The sequence below is a fragment of the Paenibacillus stellifer genome, from assembly GCF_000758685.1.
GTDB classification, from domain to species: domain Bacteria; phylum Bacillota; class Bacilli; order Paenibacillales; family Paenibacillaceae; genus Paenibacillus_AQ; species Paenibacillus_AQ stellifer.
In genome coordinates this window covers 4523648-4539770 of sequence record NZ_CP009286.1, presented here as the reverse complement: position 1 = coordinate 4539770, position 16123 = coordinate 4523648, and the positions used below count along the sequence as shown (strand labels likewise).

The window sequence follows — 16123 nt, the reverse complement described above, 5'->3', positions numbered from 1 at the left end:
TAATTCCGCATCCGGTTGCCGAAGAAGCTCTCAGCACTCGCTTCTCTCTCTGGCGGCTCGTAAAAGGAATCATGTCTCTGGTCAAAGCCTGATCGATGAAATTGGTATTAACCTTACATCAGGACGGGCTGCCGAGTCAAGCGGCATTTTTACGGGACAGGGGGCAGCCCGCCCTGGAACACCCCTTCGGTAACCCGGATCAGACTGCGCGCCGCCGGGCTTAAATCGCCCGGTTCGCGGTAAATCATGCAGGTCGTCCGCTTGGTCATTTCGAGCTCCCGGATATGCAGCGAAGCGAGTCCTCCTCCGGCCAGCAGCTCCGGCCGCAGATAGGAATTCGGGAGCAGCGCAGCCGCCTTGATCGTCGGCAGAAGCCGGATGATCGCCTCGAAGGAGTCGATCTCCATGCGGATGTCGGGCTGGACCCCGCTGCGCTGGAACAGGTCGTCGGTCATCCGGCGGTACCAGCTGCCCTTGGAGAAGAGAACCATCGGCTGGCCGGTCAGATGCTCCATCTCAAGCCTCGGCAGTTGGGCGAGCGGATGATGTCCGGCGACGACCAGCCGCAGCCGGTCCTCGAACAGCGGCACGCAGCGCATGCCCGCTTCGTCCGTGGCGGAGGCGATGATGCCGACCTCGGAGCGTCCTTCGCGGACCGAGGTGACGATTTCATGCGTTTTGCCGGTGATGAGCTTCAGCTCCGCCGCCGGGTATTGTTCCATGTATGCGTTTACGAGCGGCGGCAGCGTCGTCTGCAGAGTCGTTAGACTCGCCCCCATCGTCACTGACAGCGGCTCGCCCTGTTTGAATTTGGAGATGGCCTCCAGAAATTTGGCGCGATGCTGGCGCTGCTCCAGAGCATAGGTATAAGCGAGACGTCCGACCTCGGTCAGCTCCAGCCTTTTGCCGAACCGGTTGAACAAAGGGACTCCCAGACGCTCCTCCAGCTTGGAGATTTTACGTGACAGGGCGGGCTGTGACAAATTTAGTTGACGGGACGCCCTGTTCAAACTTGATTGCTCGACCACTGCCGCAAAAATATCGAAATCGTCAAACATCACTGTCACTCCTATCGCCGCCGGAATCTATGTTTTTCGAGATTGAGACAGATTTTGTCAGCTTCTCCTTATGCGTTAATAGTATAACGATTAATAATCAGTTTGCAATTCCCTTATAAGCGAAAAAAGAGTAACATACAAAGTGACACAAGATATTCACAATTTGTGAAAATCGATGCTAAGCCTTGCCAGGAGCGGGAGGAGCGCGAAAACGCGTGATTTTCCGGCGGCGGCAGCCGTTTGAATCCATGTTTCAACCCCTGGTCCTCAGGTGTATGCTGATTAATGAAAACGCTCTTTTATCGGAAAGGGGACCCCGCAATGATGAGAGGCTTTTATTCCAGAAAGATTCACTCCCTGCTCGGCGTCATCCCGCTCGCCTTCTTCTTCATCGAGCATATGCTGACGAATTTTTCGGCGGTGGAGGGGGGAGCATCCGGCTTCAAGGACAGTGTGCTGTGGCTGAACAGCCTGCCGCTTGTCCTCTTCCTGGAGATTTTTTTGATCTGGCTTCCCCTGCTGTACCACGGGGTATATGGTCTGTATATCGCTTACCAGTCGAAGCCGAACGTGAACCGCTTCAACCTGGAACGGAATTGGCGCTATACGCTCCAGCGGATCACCGGCGTGCTCACCTTCATCTTCATCATCTGGCATCTCTTCGAGACGCGGGTGCAGGTGGCACTGGGCAATGTGACGCATGAGGAGCTGGGAGGCGTTATGCACGATATTGTGAACAGTCCGGGCTGGCTAATTTTTTACATTGTCGGGGTTGTCGCCGCCTGCTTCCATTTTGCCAACGGTCTCTGGTCCTTCCTCGTCAGCTGGGGCGTTACGGTCGGTCCCCGTTCCCAGCGGGTGTCTTCCTACATCTGCCTGGGGCTGTTCGTGGTGGTGACCGCGATGTTCCTGATCTCTCTCGTGACGTTCCGGAGCAGCGAATTCAAGACCGCCGAGACTGCCTTCCAAATCGTAAGAACCGTTATCTAGTCTGTGAAAAAGTGTCCACAATAACGGAACAGCTATGGAAGCACCGAAGCCGGCACAGCCTGACCGAGGCCTTCCGAGGCATCCCGTCACCATAGACACAGCGCAAGCGGCATCAAATGTCAACCAAGGGAGTGAACCAATCATGGCAACAGCCGATATCATTATCGTTGGCGGCGGCCTCGCCGGCCTGATGGCAACCATCAAGGCGGCGGAAGCCGGCGTACATGTGCATCTATTCTCGCTGGTTCCGGTCAAGCGCTCGCACTCCGTATGCGCCCAGGGCGGCATCAACGGCGCCGTTAACACGAAGGGGGAGGGGGACTCTCCCTGGGTGCATTTTGACGACACGGTGTACGGCGGCGACTTCCTCGCCAACCAGCCTCCGGTCAAGGCCATGTGCGAAGCCGCACCGGGCATCATCCATCTCATGGACCGGATGGGCGTTATGTTCAACCGCACGCCGGAGGGCCTTCTGGACTTCCGCCGTTTCGGCGGCACGAAGCATCACCGTACGGCGTTCGCAGGCGCGACGACCGGCCAGCAGCTGCTGTATGCGCTCGATGAGCAGGTGCGGCGCTGGGAGGTCGAAGGCTTCGTAACGAAGCGCGAGAACTGGGAATTTCTGTCCGTCGTGCTGGATGACGAGGGCGTGTGCCGCGGCATCTGCGCGCAGGATCTCCGGTCGATGGCGATCGAGACGTTCCCGGCGGATGCGGTGATTCTGGCGACCGGGGGGCCTGGCATTATTTTCGGCAAGACGACCAATTCGGTGATCAATACAGGCACGGCGGCAAGCGCGGTGTACCAGCAGGGCGTTCATTACGCCAACGGCGAGTTCATCCAGATCCATCCGACGGCCATACCCGGCGACGACAAGCTGCGCCTCATGAGTGAATCGGCCCGGGGCGAGGGAGGGCGCATCTGGACCTACAAGGACGGCAAGCCCTGGTACTTCCTTGAGGAAAAATACCCCGCCTACGGCAACCTGGTGCCGCGCGACATTGCGACCCGTGAAATCTTCAATGTCTGCGTCGACCAGGGCCTCGGAATTAACGGCGAGAATATGGTCTATCTCGATCTGTCGCATAAGGACCCGAAGGAGCTGGACGTCAAGCTCGGCGGCATAATCGAAATCTATGAGAAGTTCATGGGCGACGATCCCCGCAAAATTCCGATGAAAATCTTCCCGGCAGTCCATTACTCTATGGGCGGCATGTGGGTCGACTATAACCAGATGACGAACATTCCGGGGCTCTTCGCCGCCGGGGAATGCGAATACCAGTATCACGGCGCGAACCGGTTGGGCGCGAACTCGCTGGTGTCGGCGATTTTTGGCGGGATGGTCTCGGGTCCGAAGGCCGTTGAATATATCAAGGGTCTGAAAAGATCAGCACAGGATGTGTCCTCATCCGTATTTGACAGCGCAAGCCGCGCCCAGCAGGACAAGTACGACAACCTCCTGAAAATGACCGGTACGGAGAACGCCTATGTGATTCACAAGGAGCTTGGCGAGTGGATGACGGCCAACATGACCGTGGTGCGCCACAACCCGAAGCTGGAGGCGACTATCGGCAAAATCAGAGAGCTGAAGGAGCGCTACCGCCAGATCAACATGAACGATACTTCGCGCTGGAATAATCAGGGTGCGGCGTTCACCCGGCAGCTGTGGAACATGCTGGAGCTGGCGGAGGCGATGACGAAGGGTGCGCTGCTGCGGAACGAAAGCCGGGGCGCGCACTACAAGCCCGAGTTTCCGAGCCGCAATGACGAGGAGTTCCTGAAGACGACGAAGGCGGCCTGGACGCCGGACGGTCCGCAGATTACGTACGAGGACGTCGACGTATCGCTGATCCCGCCCCGGGTGCGCGATTATTCGAAGGATAAATAGGCTCGCGTTCGAAGCAAGTTTTGACGAAGTGAATCAACGAAGTAATCCTATCAAAACTTTCAGGAGGGATTAACATGGCGCAATCGGCGGCGGCTCCCAAACAAGTGAGATTCATCATCACCCGCCAGGACGACCAGAACAGTGCTCCGTATGCAGAGGAATTTGAGCTCCCCTATCGTCCGGGCATGAACGTGATCAGCGCCCTGATGGAGATCCAGCGCAATCCGGTCAATTCGAAGGGCGAGCACACCGTACCGGTATGCTGGGAATCGAACTGCCTGGAGGAAGTGTGCGGCGCCTGCTCCATGGTCATCAACGGCAAGCCCCGGCAAGCCTGCGCCGCGCTGATCGACAATCTGGAACAGCCGATCCGCGTCCAGCCCATGGCGACCTTCCCGGTTGTGCGCGACCTGGTCATCGACCGGAGCCGGATGTTTACCGCGCTCAAGAAGGTCAAGGCCTGGATACCGATCGACGGCACCTACGATCTCGGTCCCGGACCGCGGATGGCCGAGAAGAAACGGCAGTGGGCCTATGAGCTGTCGAAGTGCATGACCTGCGGCGTCTGCCTCGAAGCCTGTCCGAACGTCAACGCGAAGACCGACTTCATCGGTCCGGCGGCCATCTCCCAGGTGCGGTTATTCAACGCACATCCGACGGGGGAAATGAACGCCGACGAACGCCTGGAGGCGGTGATGACGGACGGCGGCATCGAGGGCTGCGGCAACTCGCAGAACTGCGTCCGCGCCTGCCCGAAGGGCATCCCGCTGACGACCTCCATCGCGGAGATCAACAAGCAGACGACGAAGCATATGTTCAAGCGCTGGCTGGGCGTGTAGCCTAGCTGCATTGTATGGCTTCACTATAAGCGCCGCCGGGGATCTTGCCGGCGGCGCTGTGCTGTCAATCACGCGGCCGATGTCTTATCCCTGTCATTCCCGGCATGTCTGTCGTCTCTGTTATCTCCAACATCCCTGTCACCCTCGCCATCCCTGCGGCGCCAGTCGTCTCCCAGCATCCCTATCGTCTCCAGCATCCCCGTTGTCTCCAAATCTCCTGCGGGGAGGGGGTTGCCTGAAAGGCTGTTTTCCTCCAACATAGAATGCACAGACGGCGGCCTATAATGAAACGCTAGCCGTCCCAACCACTCCAGAGCGCAAGTCACGCGCGGAAAAGAGGAATCTTCCATGACCCATCGATATGAACGGTTAACCCCGCATGTGTTCATCATGCATGCCGAACATGAGACGGACCGTCCCATTCTTGCGGCCATTTCCGGAGAGCGGCGCACGCTGCTCATGGATGCCGGCAATTCGCCGGCCCATGCGGAGCTGTTCCGCGCAGAGCTTGCGAAGCACGGCATCCCGCTGCCGGACATGATGGTGCTGACCCATTGGCACTGGGACCACACCTTTGGAATGTCGGCCTGGAACGGCATCCCCGCCGCAGCCCATGCGGAGACGGGCCGCGCCATGGCCGTCCTGAAGGGATTGGACGGGTCCGATGCCTGCCTGGACGAGCTGGTGCGCAAGGAGATCATCAGCGATAGCAGCGCGGCAGACATCCGGAAGGAGTACGGCGGGCAGCGGAGCGGCATCCGGATTATCCAGCCCGATCTGCTGTTCCAGGACCGGATCGAGCTGGACCTGGGAGGCGTCGTATGCGAGATGGTTCATATGGGAGGCGATCATTCCGCCGACAGCTGCTACCTGCATGTCCGCGAAGACAAAGTGCTCTTTCTGGGCGATGCCCTTGGTCCGTCCGTCTACGGCGGGCCTAGACGGTACACAAGCGGCTCGTTCCTGCGTCTGCTTGCCGGTGCTTATGCCTATGGCGCCGACTGGTATGTCGAATCCCACGGCCTGCCGATGAGCGGGCCGGAGTTTCGGCGCGATCTGGAAGCTTGGGAGCAGCTTGCCAGGATTGCGCGGGAGACCGGTCCCGACCGGGAGAGAATCATCCGGGAGATGAAGGCCTTTCTGAAGACGGAGGAACTCCCGGGCGATCTGATGCAGGGAGTCGGCTATTTCCTGGAAGGGTTCAAGTCCCGCTGAGCAGGCCGGGTATCCCGAAGAAGCGCAGGGGTGCAATTCCGAATCACAGGGGTAAATATGTTATAATCTGCGTATTACACAGGCAGACCTGCAGGTCGAGAGGGGGTTTTTCGTTGATTTGTCGGGTACAGGACGAGCATTTTGTAATGATCAAGCAGCATGACCACGGCCTGCTGGCCGCCGAGCTTGCGGCGCGCTTTCGGATAGAGCAGGCTTCCCGGAGTCGAAGGGATGAGGTGCTGTATGCCATCGCGAATCATGACAGGGGCTGGATTGATCTGGACGAGACGCCCTTCTGGAACGATCAGGCCAAGATGCCTTATACGTTCATTGATTTTCCCGTGACTCCGAAGCTGACCTTCTATCGGCGGGGACTTGATGAGATCGAAGCGTCAACCCTATACGGTGCGCTGCTGTGCAGCCTGCATTACGAGCGGCTGATCGAGGTGTCGGGCGAGCAGAGCCCGGAGCTGACGGTTTATATGCAGGAAGAGGAGAAACGGCGTTCCGCCATTCACCGGAGGCTGGAAGAGAGTGACAGGCTCCCGGTGAAGACGAACTCTACTATGACGGCAAGCTGCTGCAGTTCTGCGACGATCTGTCGTTGTTCCTCTCCTTGCATGAGCCCGGCACGCCGAAGGAGGATTTCCATCCCTGGTTCAGGGAGGGCTTTCCATCCGCCAAAGATTTTGGTTGTACCGGAGGACGGACGGTTGCCGCCGAGTGGCGGGGGACGGAGCTTCTGCTAGGTCCGTTTCCATTCACCGAAGCCTTCGAGATTATGCTGCCGCTGCGGCGGGTCCCGATCCGTGAAGCTAAATCCCGTGGACTTGCGGCGGCCTATGCCGATACGCCGGTGACACCGGTTACGATTACCATAACGGAGTAACGGGGATAACGAGTAACAGATAGACCGCTAAACCGGACCAACTAGTACGCCTGAATCAGGGCTGGCAAGGACTGGAGCGAACGACATGGACGGATGGATGTGGACTCTGAACACGGTGCTTGTCGTGTCACTGGCTTTGTTTTTTTACCGGGTAAAGGTGCGGTGGGTAAGCAAAGGTGTTCTTCTTGTTCCGCTGCTCATCTACGTGCTGTTCTCCGTGGAGGATTTGCTGAATCTGATCAGCCTGGATACTCTGGTAACGGGAAGCCGGGGCATGCGGGCCCTGATCGTGCTGTTCTGCCTGGCATCAGTCATTTTTTATCTGATATTTATTTTTCATGAAATCAAGGAATCGAACAGCAAGGAAGTGACCATGCAGTCGACGCTGCTCCGGATCAGCGGAGCGACGGTAATCTGCATCCTGTTCTTCACAATCGTCTACACCTCGATTTACAAGCTATTCGGCCAGTCTTCCTTCCACGGCGATGGAATCGGGCAGGACCTGCCGACCCAGTTGATCACATTCCTCTACTTCAGCGTCGCCACGTTCACGACCGTCGGGTACGGGGATATATCCCCGGTGGACAATACCGCAAGGCTCGTGGTCATTATGCAGATCAGCTTCAGCTTCATTACGGTAGCGTATGCCCTGTCGATGCTGGGTCTGTTCCGCAAAATACTCGGCCCCCAGACGGAAGAGGAGATCAAGGCGGAGGTGGAAGTCGACCTGGAAGAGGAAGTAGAAGAAGAAGCGGACGAAGCGGTGGATGATGTGTTAGTTGAAAAAGAAGGCGGCACCAAACGCCGCTGAACAAATCAGAATCCGTACTGTTCCAGATTCAATCCGGATGTTGCTTTGAAAGGAGGCTTGCCCCAATGACTGAACCGAATTCCAACCTTCCCCTATCCCCGGTTCCGGAAGGAGGGGGCAAATCGCCTGTCTCGGCGGATTCAACAGGTGCTGGCAAACGCCGGATAACCCGCCGCCAGTTTCTAGCCCGGGGCGCGGCCACCGTTGTGGGGGTGGGGCTTCTTACCGGCGGGTACAGCTGGCAGGGAGAACCCCGCTGGCTCGAAACAACCCGGCTGACTCTTAGCTGGAAGGAGCTGCCCGCCGCTTTTTCCGGGATGAAGCTCGTTCATCTCAGCGACGTGCATCTCGGATTCAACAAGGATGCGGGAGATGTGAAGAGACTGATTCCGCATATTCAGGCGGCCAACCCGGATATGGTTGTATTGAGCGGCGATATCGTCGACAGCTATTCCGAGGATCTGGAGGAGTCCGTCCCGCTCTTCGCAGAGCTGAAGCCTCCGCTCGGGAAATTCGCCATACTGGGCAACCATGATTACAAGAATGCCGAGAAGCTGATTGGATTTCTGGAGCAGGCGGGGTTCACGGTGCTTCGCAACCGGCATGTGCTTGTGACAAAGGGGGATGCATCCATTGCAATTGCAGGGATGGAGGATGTGCTGATCGGCGTCCCCGGACCTGACCCCAAAGCGGCGCTCGGAGGGATTCCGCCCGGAACGTTCACCCTGCTCTTGATGCATGAACCGGATTATGCGGATCAGGTGCAGGAGTACTCCATCCAGCTTCAGTTGTCGGGACACAGCCACGGGGGGCAGATTCGTCTTCCTATTGCGGGACCGCTGTTTGTTCCGAAGGGAGCGACCAAGTATGTCAGCGGTCTCTACACGGTGGGGACGCAGCAGATGAAGCTGTATGTCAGCCGGGGCTTCGGCGAGACATACATGCCTTTTCGCTTCATGTGCCGGCCGGAAATAACGGTGTTCACACTGTTACACAAATGAAATAAACCCGTCACCTAACTCTAATACTGACAGGTTACAATAGACGCATGACCCCCTTTGAAATATAGATGGCTTGGGACCCGAGAATATCGGGTCCATTTTTTTGTCCTTTGGGGGTAGGGCTCTTTATTTAAGCAGCAGGTTCTGGATAAAACTGCTGACGGTCAGAAGGCGAGAAGCTAATGCGGAGAATCGTTTATTTGTGGTATGGTGAACCGTATCACAAATAGGGGCAAGTTTTTGAAGAAAAGCTCTTGCGGGTTGAATTCCAGTTCAATGCTTCGCATGTCCTTCGGTACGCCGAAGTGAATCTGCCTGATGACGCTCTGGAAAAGAGTCTTTTGCGTCTTCGGGGGAGAGGAGTGCAGCAGCGAGTGGAATTAGCAATTAGCCTGCAATTGCGCAATGCCGTTCTCCTTGCTTCACAAGGGTTTGTAAATTAGCTTTGCATCCTTGATAGGTTCAGCTTATACAGTCTACATTTTTTGGGAAAATATTATTGTCTGCCGCATAGATTTGGAGTATAGTATATTCCCATGTTGGGAGGGAGAGATTACTATGAAAAATAGGATCGAATCATTTAGAGGCTCCGATCATTTTCGGCTTAATTATATCGCTGATCGTGTAATTGCAGCGATTGCGGTTCCAGGTACCGGTTCTTTGGGGAATGCAGCAATCATTGATCTAGGCGATACAACTCTTGTCGTAGATACATTCTCGACAATACAGGCTGCAGAGGATTTGAAAGCTGCCGCAGAGTACCTCACGGGAAACCCTGTATCCTATGTAATCAACACGCATTGGCATAGTGATCATACCTCTGGAAATCAAGTGTTTTTACCAGCGGCTCATATTATTTCAACATCAACTACTCGTGAGATTATGAATACTTTTGCCAGAGACAGGTTAGCCCAATATCGGGAAAACACGGAGCAATTGTATCAGGCTATCGAAGAATTTAAAGAGCAAATACAACAAGAGACGGATGAAAAGTTAAAAAGGGAAATGGCATGGGAAAATGCTAGTGACCGTGAGTTTATGAAGATGCTCCCCAATCTAGTACATTCGCTGCCGACAATAACTTTTGATCAGCAGATGACCATACATGGCAGTAATCGTAGCATTCAACTCATTACATTTGGCGGGGGACACACGCAAAGTGATGCAATTGTGTACATCCCGGAAGACAAAATTGTCGTAATAGGGGATCTGGTGCTCTCCAAACATCACCCGGTTTTGACATATGCAAATCCTCAGGAATGGCTGAATATTTTGGAGCAGATCGAACTGCTGGATGTAGAAACGATCGTACCGGGACATGGCGAAGTATGCTCTTTGCAAGAACTTCACGAAGTGAAGGGATATATAACCGATATTATGGCAATCGTGACAGAAGCCGTTCAAAGTAAGAACAGCATTGATGAGATTGAAGTACCGGAATTGTATCGTAGCTGGTACTTTACTACATACTTTAAGACGAATTTGAGTAAAGTGTATGACATGATCACTAAGTTAGAGGATTAAGGAAGTCGGCATTCCATGCATCGGTATAGATTGTTTCTAGACACGGTATGATTCAATGGTGAACGAGTTGGATCCATTTCGCCTTGCGCGGTCAATAACTTCTATAGAATCCTCGATTATTTTTTTCGAATATTTGTGCTATTTTTGAACTGTCCGACTAGACCTCCGATATAGCATCCCATTTGTTTCGGACAGCCGATCGTGGCAAAATCAAAACTTTTCATAGCGTTGATGATACTTTGAGCGGTTTGGTTGGTCACGTCTTTGCTCGCTTTGGCAAATATAATAAATTCATCACCATGCGCACGGCCAATGGTTGCATGATTTATATACTTTTTAACGTTGGATTCAATCATTTTATAACAAGCGACAATAACGTTATCTCCTGCTTCGAAGCCGTAATCGTCATTAACTTGTTTGAAGTGGCTGATGTCAAACCGAAAAACCGGGATCTGTTCATTAAGTGCTGAGGTAATCTCGATGCGTTCAAAATCATAATCCAATTCAAAAGATGGGATTGCTCTGATGTATAGGATCGATAGCCTGTCCAGGGATCAATTGCCGCGGGCTTAAGCAACCCAATCTCATCGTAGTGTCGGAGCATCTTTGTAGTAACACAATTCAATTCTGCGAACTCTCCAATTTTCAAACGAAGACACCCTTTCGCAAGTTATTCCGGCCGGAATTTCTTTCGTAAAGCATAAACCTTACCACAGCAGGAAAGTCAATACTCCCGAATAGAGAACCGAAAAATTCCCGTTATTGTTTAAAGGTGGATAAAATAATGAATCTTATCTGTGAATCGCAAGTCGTTGACGATTACTTGACCATGACAGCAGAGGTCGATTATGATCACCTCCTGATTGCTGAATTGACTTCCAAATTGGCAGCATCATCACAAGATCAAGTGGATTTTATTAAACAGTCGTATGAATATGTCAGAGATCAGATTGACCATTCTTGGGATATCCAGAGTTCTAGAATTACTTGTTCCGCATCGGAAACATTGATTCATAATGAAGGCATTTGTTATGCAAAAGCGAACCTTTTGTGTGCAATGTTGCGAAGAGCAGGCATACCATCTGGATTCTGTTATCAACGACTTACGATCGGGGACACTCCAGATACGGGATATTGTATTCACGCATTAAACGCTGTTTATATACAGGAATTGAGAACGTGGATCCGTTTGGATGCACGAGGCAATAAACCTGGAATCCACGCAGAGTTTTCATTGAATGAAGAAAGACTTGCCTTTCCGATCCGAAAAGATTATGACGAGGCTGACTATTTGACCATATATAAGTCTCCGAATGTTAAGACCATCGAAGCGTTAAAAACCAACTCTAACTGCATAAATATGTATCTTCATGGTCTACCCGACCAGTTGTGAAGATTAAGCTATCGGGAACGATTCACCATTTGAAGTAAATAACTTCGAAATTCTTCAACATATGATTTAGGCTCTACGATTTCTAGATTTGTACCGAAACTTGCTAAGAATTGAAATCCAATACTGTTTTGAGGAACACAGATTGTTGCCAAGAAAAGTTCAGAGCTATAGGATTCAATACTTTTTCGACCGTACCTTTCAATGAATTGATCTTTGATGCCAGGTGAAATCAACGCCTTGACAGCGACTAGCTCCGGTTGATAACTTGCTTCCTGCTCTTGCTTCAACAGATCATCTCTAGGGCTAAACTTTTGTTCATTCATATTAAGATGATCGATCCGGGATAGTTTAAACGTTCTATATCCCATGCGCTCTAAACAGAATCCCTTCAGATACCAACTCGTTTCGCTAAAATGAAGCTGATAGGGCTCGACCGTTCTTTTCGTCGCAGTGCCATTTTTATCTGAGCATTTTGCATTAATCTAAGCCCTTGTTACACAAAGCAATTTTGAGCATAAAAAAGGACTTCACCCCAACTTGGAGAAGTTTTCAAGTGACCAAACGAGAAAACCCAAGGGAGTGAAGTCACTATGTATATTCTCCAAGAAAGTCTATTTTCCTTTGAAGAGCTTCAAAAAATCGAATCGAAAGAGCGATTGCCCATCTTTTTCAGCGCTTTGGACCTGCGACCTTACGCAAGAGAATTGAGAAATCCCTCACCCCGAGGAGCAGACGGACACTGTCGTCAAGGCATTCTTCGCGCGCTACTCGCAGCTCCTTTAGAGAATATCGATACGTTCACCGGCCTAGCGCGCAGACTAAAGTTTGACCTCCGTTTCCGTTACCAATGTGGGCTTCGACTGGATATCCCCGCTCCTTCGATTTCTACATTAAGTCGAGTCTTTGCCGAGTTGACTGGCAAAGGCCTTGCCAAGCAGTTGTTTGAGGATCTTGTGACTCAGTGCCAAGAAGCTGGAATCATCGACGGAACTCATGTCGCTATCGACAGCGCCGCTATTCACGCTTACGAGAAAAAGGAACCCAAGCGAAAAAGTGAACTCACCGGCAATGCCAACTGGGGTGCCAAGTTTGACACCTTTGGCAACAAAGTCAAGTGGTTTGGCTATAAGTTGCATCTGGCCGTCGATGCCAAAAGTGAACTTCCCATGGCGCTCAAGGTGACCTCTGCCCATGTGAACGACGGAGACGAAGGGCCTGCACTCATGACGACTGTCGCTGCGAAATCTAAAGTGAAATTCTTCATGCTGGATGCGGGCTACGACCAAATAAAAAACTACGAGGCCGCCCGGAACGTCAAGGCGCAAGCCATTATTCCGCTGAATCCACGGAATGAAAAGGAACCGCCAGCGGGGATTACCCGCAAAGGCACGCCCTGTTGTTCGATGGGATTTCCCATGACGTATTGGGGACAGGAAAAGGTGCATTTAAAATTCCGTTGTCCACATGCGACAGGTCAAGTGGATTGTCCTTTGGGCATGGCCGCTTGTTCGTCCTCCAATTATGGAATGGTGGTTAAAATCAACAGTCAAACGGATCTCCGGCGTTATGCGCTACCGCATCGGGAAAGCCGAGGCTGGAAGGAACTTTACAATAAACGAACCAGTGTAGAACGCTGCAATTCTCGAATGAAGACCTATTTAACTGCAGACCAGCTTCACGTCTGGGGGATTCAAAAAGTGACAACTCACCAATATTTAAATGCGATTGTGTTACTTGCCTCTGCGCTTGCCATTGCGAAGCAACGAGTACAGAACGCCGCTTAAAAACTTCCGATTCATTGAAATTCTGTCCGTCTGTCTATTTTTCACTCCACTCTCACAACACTGAGATTTCGTTGTAACCTAACTTTGACTTTAAATCAAAATATGAATTATGCAAAATGCTCATCTAAATAATCAAATGAAATTCAGACCGACCCTCCCAATCATAAAAAGACAGTTGAATTGAACCTTTAGGAGTCAATGGGCTAACCATGGCTTCTATTTTTTTGATCGTTATTTCAACTTCTTCGCTAATCAGGATTTGTTCCAATCCGCCGAGCGCAGTCAATATATTCTCCAAGTCGGAGCTGCTTAACAGACGTTTATCAACCTTGTATTCATCCATAATGCCGTAGCCGCCATGAACTCCATTGACCGAATAGATCGGGATGTTGGATAAACTCAAGGTTTCCATATCGCGAAGAATTGTTCTTTTGGAAACGTTAAATAATTGCGCGAATTCATTTTCTAACAAGAAGGAGGGTATGCCTTATGTCAGCTATTGCCTATTTAAACTTTGATGGAATTGCAGAACAAGTGATTGAATTTTACTCGGAGGCTTTAAACGCAATTGAAGTAAAAAAAGTGAAATTCGGGGATATCCCGCAAAATCCAGACTACCCAATGCCGGAAAATGAGTTGAATATGATCATGGAGTCTTCCATAGAATTCGCAGGCGGGAAAATCATGATGTCGGACATTTTGCCTTCAATGAAGGCGGTAACAGGTGAGCTGGTCAAAGGGAATAACCTGCTTTGGAATGCTGGTTGATAAATTTTCAATTAACTGGAAATTCAATAGCGATGCAGATCAGTTTCTCGATAATGTAATATCCAACAAACAGTAACTCATTCTAAAAATGGTCTTGCAAGTGAAGGCCATCGAATGTATGGTCAATGGAACGATTATGGCCGTTTCCTGCTTGATTTTTCGAGATTTTGGGACTACTATAAGTAAATATTTGGTATGTGTGACTGGCGTAAACGTGGACAAACCACGGGGGAGCACATATTATTATCCGCCGTACGCCTGGGCAAAGTATCTGATTATTATCAGGTACTTTTATTTATTTACGGAGCCATTCCTGTAATGAATTAATCTGAGGTTTGAATGAAAAAAGCGCCTTCTGTATACTGGGAAACGTTCCGACCAAAGAACAATTTCAGCATAGGAGGCACTCTATCATGAAGTATAAACAATCGAAGAAACAGAATCAACGAATCACCCGAATTTCCGAAAATACCCTCGTGGTCGGCGCAGATATCGCCAAAGATACCCATGTGGCTCGCGCCATAGACTTTCGAGGGATCGAACTGGGTAAGGATTGTGTGTTCTCTAATACCCGTGCCGGACTCGAGCAACTGGTTCAGTGGATGAAGGAGCTTCAGCAGGAGCATGCCAAGAGTGACGTCCTCTTCGGTATTGAGCCCACCGGACACTACTGGTTTACGCTGGCGGAATATTTAGGGCGGCAGGGCATTCCTTTGGTCATTGTGAATCCGCATCACGTACACAAAAGCAAAGAACTGGAAGACAATTCACCCACGAAAAATGACTATAAAGATGCCAAGGTCATTGCCGATTTGGTGCGAAACGGGAAGTACAGCGAGCCCAAACTGCCAACGAGCGTTTACGCCGACCTGCGGATTCTCATGAATCTTCGGGAGAAGATCATGGTGAACTTCGGGCAGGTGCAAAGACGGGTGCAGAACTGGCTGGACCGCTTTTTTCCGGAGTACACGCAGGTCTTCAAAGACTGGGAAGGCAAGGCATCACGCATTACGCTTAGCGAGTTTCCAACGCCAGGAGAAATCGTAGAGATGGGCACAGAGGCCATTGTCCAGCGGTGGAAAAAAGACGTAAAACGAGCCGTAGGGGCGAAACGAGCGCTGCACCTCATGGAAACGGCGAGGCGTTCCATCGGGCTTACGGAAGGACTTCCCGGAGCGAAAGTGGAGATCAAGACGCTTCTGGAGCAGTATGAGATGTTCGCCAGACAACTCGAAGAGATTCTGGCCGAGGTGGAACGTCTCCTTGCTCAAATTCCGGGAACGAAAGAGATGCTTACCGTTCCGGGCGTAGCCGTAGTTACGTTGGCAGGGTTTCTCGCCGAAGTCGGGGATCTGAGCGGTTACGAGCATGGACAGCAGATTATTCGGCTCGCCGGACTAAACCTCAAGGAGAACAGTTCGGGAAAGAAAAAGGGCAAATCCAGTATTACTAAACGTGGACGCGCACGCCTAAGGGCGCTGCTGTTCCGGGCGGTGATGCCCATGGTGGCAAAGAACGCCGAGTTTAAGGCACTGCACCAGTATTTCACCAAGCGAAGTCAAAATCCGCTCAAGAAAAAGCAATCCCTTGTAGCCTTGTGTGGGAAGCTCATTCGCGTGCTTCATACGCTCGGAACCAAGCAGGTTCCGTACAACGCAAACGACGTGTTAGGGCCGGTGCGTCAGGCTCAGTTACAGATGGCAGCTTAAGCCAAACCGAATTCATGTTTACCGCCGGACCGGAATGAGCCAAGACAACGGAAGCACGGAGCAGCCGTAGGAATTATTCCATAAGGGCAACGACCCTGTAAAGGAGCAAGAAACGGCGTCCACCTTTTGAGAGGCAGAACGAAGGAATGTAAGGGCTAAGACCCAGCGTGACATGGGAGGGTAAGCCGTCAAAAGAAGGTGTGGATATCCAAGGTGCGATCAGAGGAATTATCTAAGGGTTGGAAATAATCCCC

At 51.8% G+C, this 16123-nt stretch carries 13 protein-coding genes, 6 pseudogenes and 1 riboswitch; of the genes and pseudogenes, 13 read left to right on the top strand and 6 right to left on the bottom strand.

Annotation, left to right across the window (positions count from 1 at the left end; all coding sequences use genetic code 11):
- Positions 1–149 precede the first annotated feature (149 nt).
- Complete coding sequence (locus tag PSTEL_RS20845) at positions 150–1058, bottom strand: LysR family transcriptional regulator (protein WP_038698317.1); 909 nt, start codon at positions 1056–1058, stop codon at positions 150–152.
- Positions 1059–1382: 324 nt separating this feature from the next.
- Here PSTEL_RS20845 and PSTEL_RS20840 point away from each other — a divergent pair, with 324 nt between their 5' ends.
- The 3 genes from PSTEL_RS20840 to sdhB all read left to right on the top strand — a co-directional run bounded on the left by PSTEL_RS20840 (position 1383) and on the right by sdhB (position 4775).
- The gene (locus PSTEL_RS20840) at positions 1383–2048 is read left to right on the top strand and encodes a succinate dehydrogenase cytochrome b558 subunit (protein WP_038701400.1); all 666 of its coding nucleotides are present in this window, start codon (positions 1383–1385) and stop codon (positions 2046–2048) included.
- 142 nt (positions 2049–2190) lie between these two features.
- Positions 2191–3936, top strand: a complete 1746-nt coding sequence (sdhA, locus tag PSTEL_RS20835) for a succinate dehydrogenase flavoprotein subunit (RefSeq protein ID WP_038698315.1) — start codon at positions 2191–2193, stop codon at positions 3934–3936.
- A 74-nt stretch (positions 3937–4010) separates the two neighbouring features.
- Entirely contained in the window at positions 4011–4775 is a 765-nt protein-coding gene (gene sdhB / locus PSTEL_RS20830) for a succinate dehydrogenase iron-sulfur subunit (RefSeq protein ID WP_038698313.1), read from the top strand.
- A gap of 68 nt (positions 4776–4843) precedes the next feature.
- Here sdhB and PSTEL_RS28750 read toward each other — a convergent pair whose 3' ends face one another.
- Positions 4844–4972, bottom strand: coding sequence for a hypothetical protein (locus PSTEL_RS28750; protein ID WP_281176729.1), 129 nt, complete (start codon positions 4970–4972; stop codon positions 4844–4846).
- Positions 4973–5123: 151 nt separating this feature from the next.
- On the opposite strand from PSTEL_RS28750, the gene PSTEL_RS20825 reads away from it, so the two are divergent.
- The 6 genes and pseudogenes from PSTEL_RS20825 (at position 5124) to PSTEL_RS20805 (ending at position 10215) form a co-directional block, all read left to right on the top strand.
- The gene (locus PSTEL_RS20825; protein ID WP_052098759.1) at positions 5124–5990 is read left to right on the top strand and encodes an MBL fold metallo-hydrolase; all 867 of its coding nucleotides are present in this window, start codon (positions 5124–5126) and stop codon (positions 5988–5990) included.
- 113 nt (positions 5991–6103) lie between these two features.
- Positions 6104–6550, top strand: a pseudogene (locus tag PSTEL_RS20820) (DUF3891 family protein); the annotation flags it as partial.
- Between the two features lie 44 nt (positions 6551–6594).
- Positions 6595–6735 (top strand): annotated as a pseudogene (locus PSTEL_RS28995) (hypothetical protein); the annotation flags it as partial.
- A 229-nt stretch (positions 6736–6964) separates the two neighbouring features.
- Positions 6965–7690, top strand: a complete 726-nt coding sequence (locus PSTEL_RS20815) for an ion channel (protein ID WP_156995925.1) — start codon at positions 6965–6967, stop codon at positions 7688–7690.
- A 65-nt stretch (positions 7691–7755) separates the two neighbouring features.
- Positions 7756–8691, top strand: a complete 936-nt coding sequence (locus PSTEL_RS20810; RefSeq protein WP_038698311.1) for a metallophosphoesterase — start codon at positions 7756–7758, stop codon at positions 8689–8691.
- Positions 8692–9249: 558 nt separating this feature from the next.
- Complete coding sequence (locus PSTEL_RS20805) at positions 9250–10215, top strand: MBL fold metallo-hydrolase (RefSeq protein WP_038698309.1); 966 nt, start codon at positions 9250–9252, stop codon at positions 10213–10215.
- 116 nt (positions 10216–10331) lie between these two features.
- Here PSTEL_RS20805 and PSTEL_RS20800 read toward each other — a convergent pair whose 3' ends face one another.
- Complete coding sequence (locus tag PSTEL_RS20800) at positions 10332–10751, bottom strand: GGDEF domain-containing protein (protein WP_425415284.1); 420 nt, start codon at positions 10749–10751, stop codon at positions 10332–10334.
- 5 nt (positions 10752–10756) lie between these two features.
- Positions 10757–10864, bottom strand: a pseudogene (locus tag PSTEL_RS28745) (MerR family DNA-binding transcriptional regulator); the annotation flags it as partial.
- Between the two features lie 135 nt (positions 10865–10999).
- Here PSTEL_RS28745 and PSTEL_RS20795 point away from each other — a divergent pair.
- On the top strand, positions 11000–11608 hold the full coding sequence (locus PSTEL_RS20795; RefSeq protein WP_038698305.1) for a transglutaminase-like domain-containing protein: 609 nt from the start codon (positions 11000–11002) through the stop codon (positions 11606–11608).
- 8 nt (positions 11609–11616) lie between these two features.
- On the opposite strand, the pseudogene PSTEL_RS27225 reads toward PSTEL_RS20795, so the two are convergent.
- Positions 11617–12072 (bottom strand): annotated as a pseudogene (locus tag PSTEL_RS27225) (WYL domain-containing protein); the annotation flags it as partial.
- A gap of 126 nt (positions 12073–12198) precedes the next feature.
- Between PSTEL_RS27225 and PSTEL_RS20790 the strand changes: the two are divergent.
- Entirely contained in the window at positions 12199–13392 is a 1194-nt protein-coding gene (locus PSTEL_RS20790) for a transposase (RefSeq protein WP_038694187.1), read from the top strand.
- 142 nt (positions 13393–13534) lie between these two features.
- Here the strand turns inward: PSTEL_RS20790 and PSTEL_RS20785 are convergent.
- Positions 13535–13852: pseudogene (locus tag PSTEL_RS20785) on the bottom strand (helix-turn-helix transcriptional regulator); the annotation flags it as partial.
- Positions 13853–13881: 29 nt separating this feature from the next.
- Between PSTEL_RS20785 and PSTEL_RS20780 the strand changes: the two are divergent.
- Positions 13882–14236: pseudogene (locus tag PSTEL_RS20780) on the top strand (VOC family protein).
- Between the two features lie 113 nt (positions 14237–14349).
- Positions 14350–14431: riboswitch (ZMP/ZTP riboswitch) on the top strand.
- 142 nt (positions 14432–14573) lie between these two features.
- Positions 14574–15869, top strand: a complete 1296-nt coding sequence (locus PSTEL_RS20775) for an IS110 family RNA-guided transposase (protein WP_038692930.1) — start codon at positions 14574–14576, stop codon at positions 15867–15869.
- Positions 15870–16123: the final 254 nt, after the last annotated feature.

Excerpts from the sequence above, each read along its gene's own strand:
- sdhA (WP_038698315.1), top strand. The coding sequence starts at position 2,191 with ATGGCAACAGCCGATATCATTATCGTTGGCGGCGGCCTCGCCGGCCTG.
- PSTEL_RS20795 (WP_038698305.1), top strand. The coding sequence starts at position 11,000 with ATGAATCTTATCTGTGAATCGCAAGTCGTTGACGATTACTTGACCATG.
- PSTEL_RS20810 (WP_038698311.1), top strand. The coding sequence starts at position 7,756 with ATGACTGAACCGAATTCCAACCTTCCCCTATCCCCGGTTCCGGAAGGA.
- PSTEL_RS20840 (WP_038701400.1), top strand. The coding sequence starts at position 1,383 with ATGAGAGGCTTTTATTCCAGAAAGATTCACTCCCTGCTCGGCGTCATC.
- PSTEL_RS20825 (WP_052098759.1), top strand. The coding sequence starts at position 5,124 with ATGACCCATCGATATGAACGGTTAACCCCGCATGTGTTCATCATGCAT.
- sdhB (WP_038698313.1), top strand. The coding sequence starts at position 4,011 with ATGGCGCAATCGGCGGCGGCTCCCAAACAAGTGAGATTCATCATCACC.
- PSTEL_RS20845 (WP_038698317.1), bottom strand. The coding sequence starts at position 1,058 with ATGTTTGACGATTTCGATATTTTTGCGGCAGTGGTCGAGCAATCAAGT.
- PSTEL_RS20805 (WP_038698309.1), top strand. The coding sequence starts at position 9,250 with ATGAAAAATAGGATCGAATCATTTAGAGGCTCCGATCATTTTCGGCTT.
- PSTEL_RS20775 (WP_038692930.1), top strand. The coding sequence starts at position 14,574 with ATGAAGTATAAACAATCGAAGAAACAGAATCAACGAATCACCCGAATT.
- PSTEL_RS20790 (WP_038694187.1), top strand. The coding sequence starts at position 12,199 with ATGTATATTCTCCAAGAAAGTCTATTTTCCTTTGAAGAGCTTCAAAAA.
- PSTEL_RS20815 (WP_156995925.1), top strand. The coding sequence starts at position 6,965 with ATGGACGGATGGATGTGGACTCTGAACACGGTGCTTGTCGTGTCACTG.
- PSTEL_RS28750 (WP_281176729.1), bottom strand. The coding sequence starts at position 4,972 with ATGCTGGAGACGATAGGGATGCTGGGAGACGACTGGCGCCGCAGGGAT.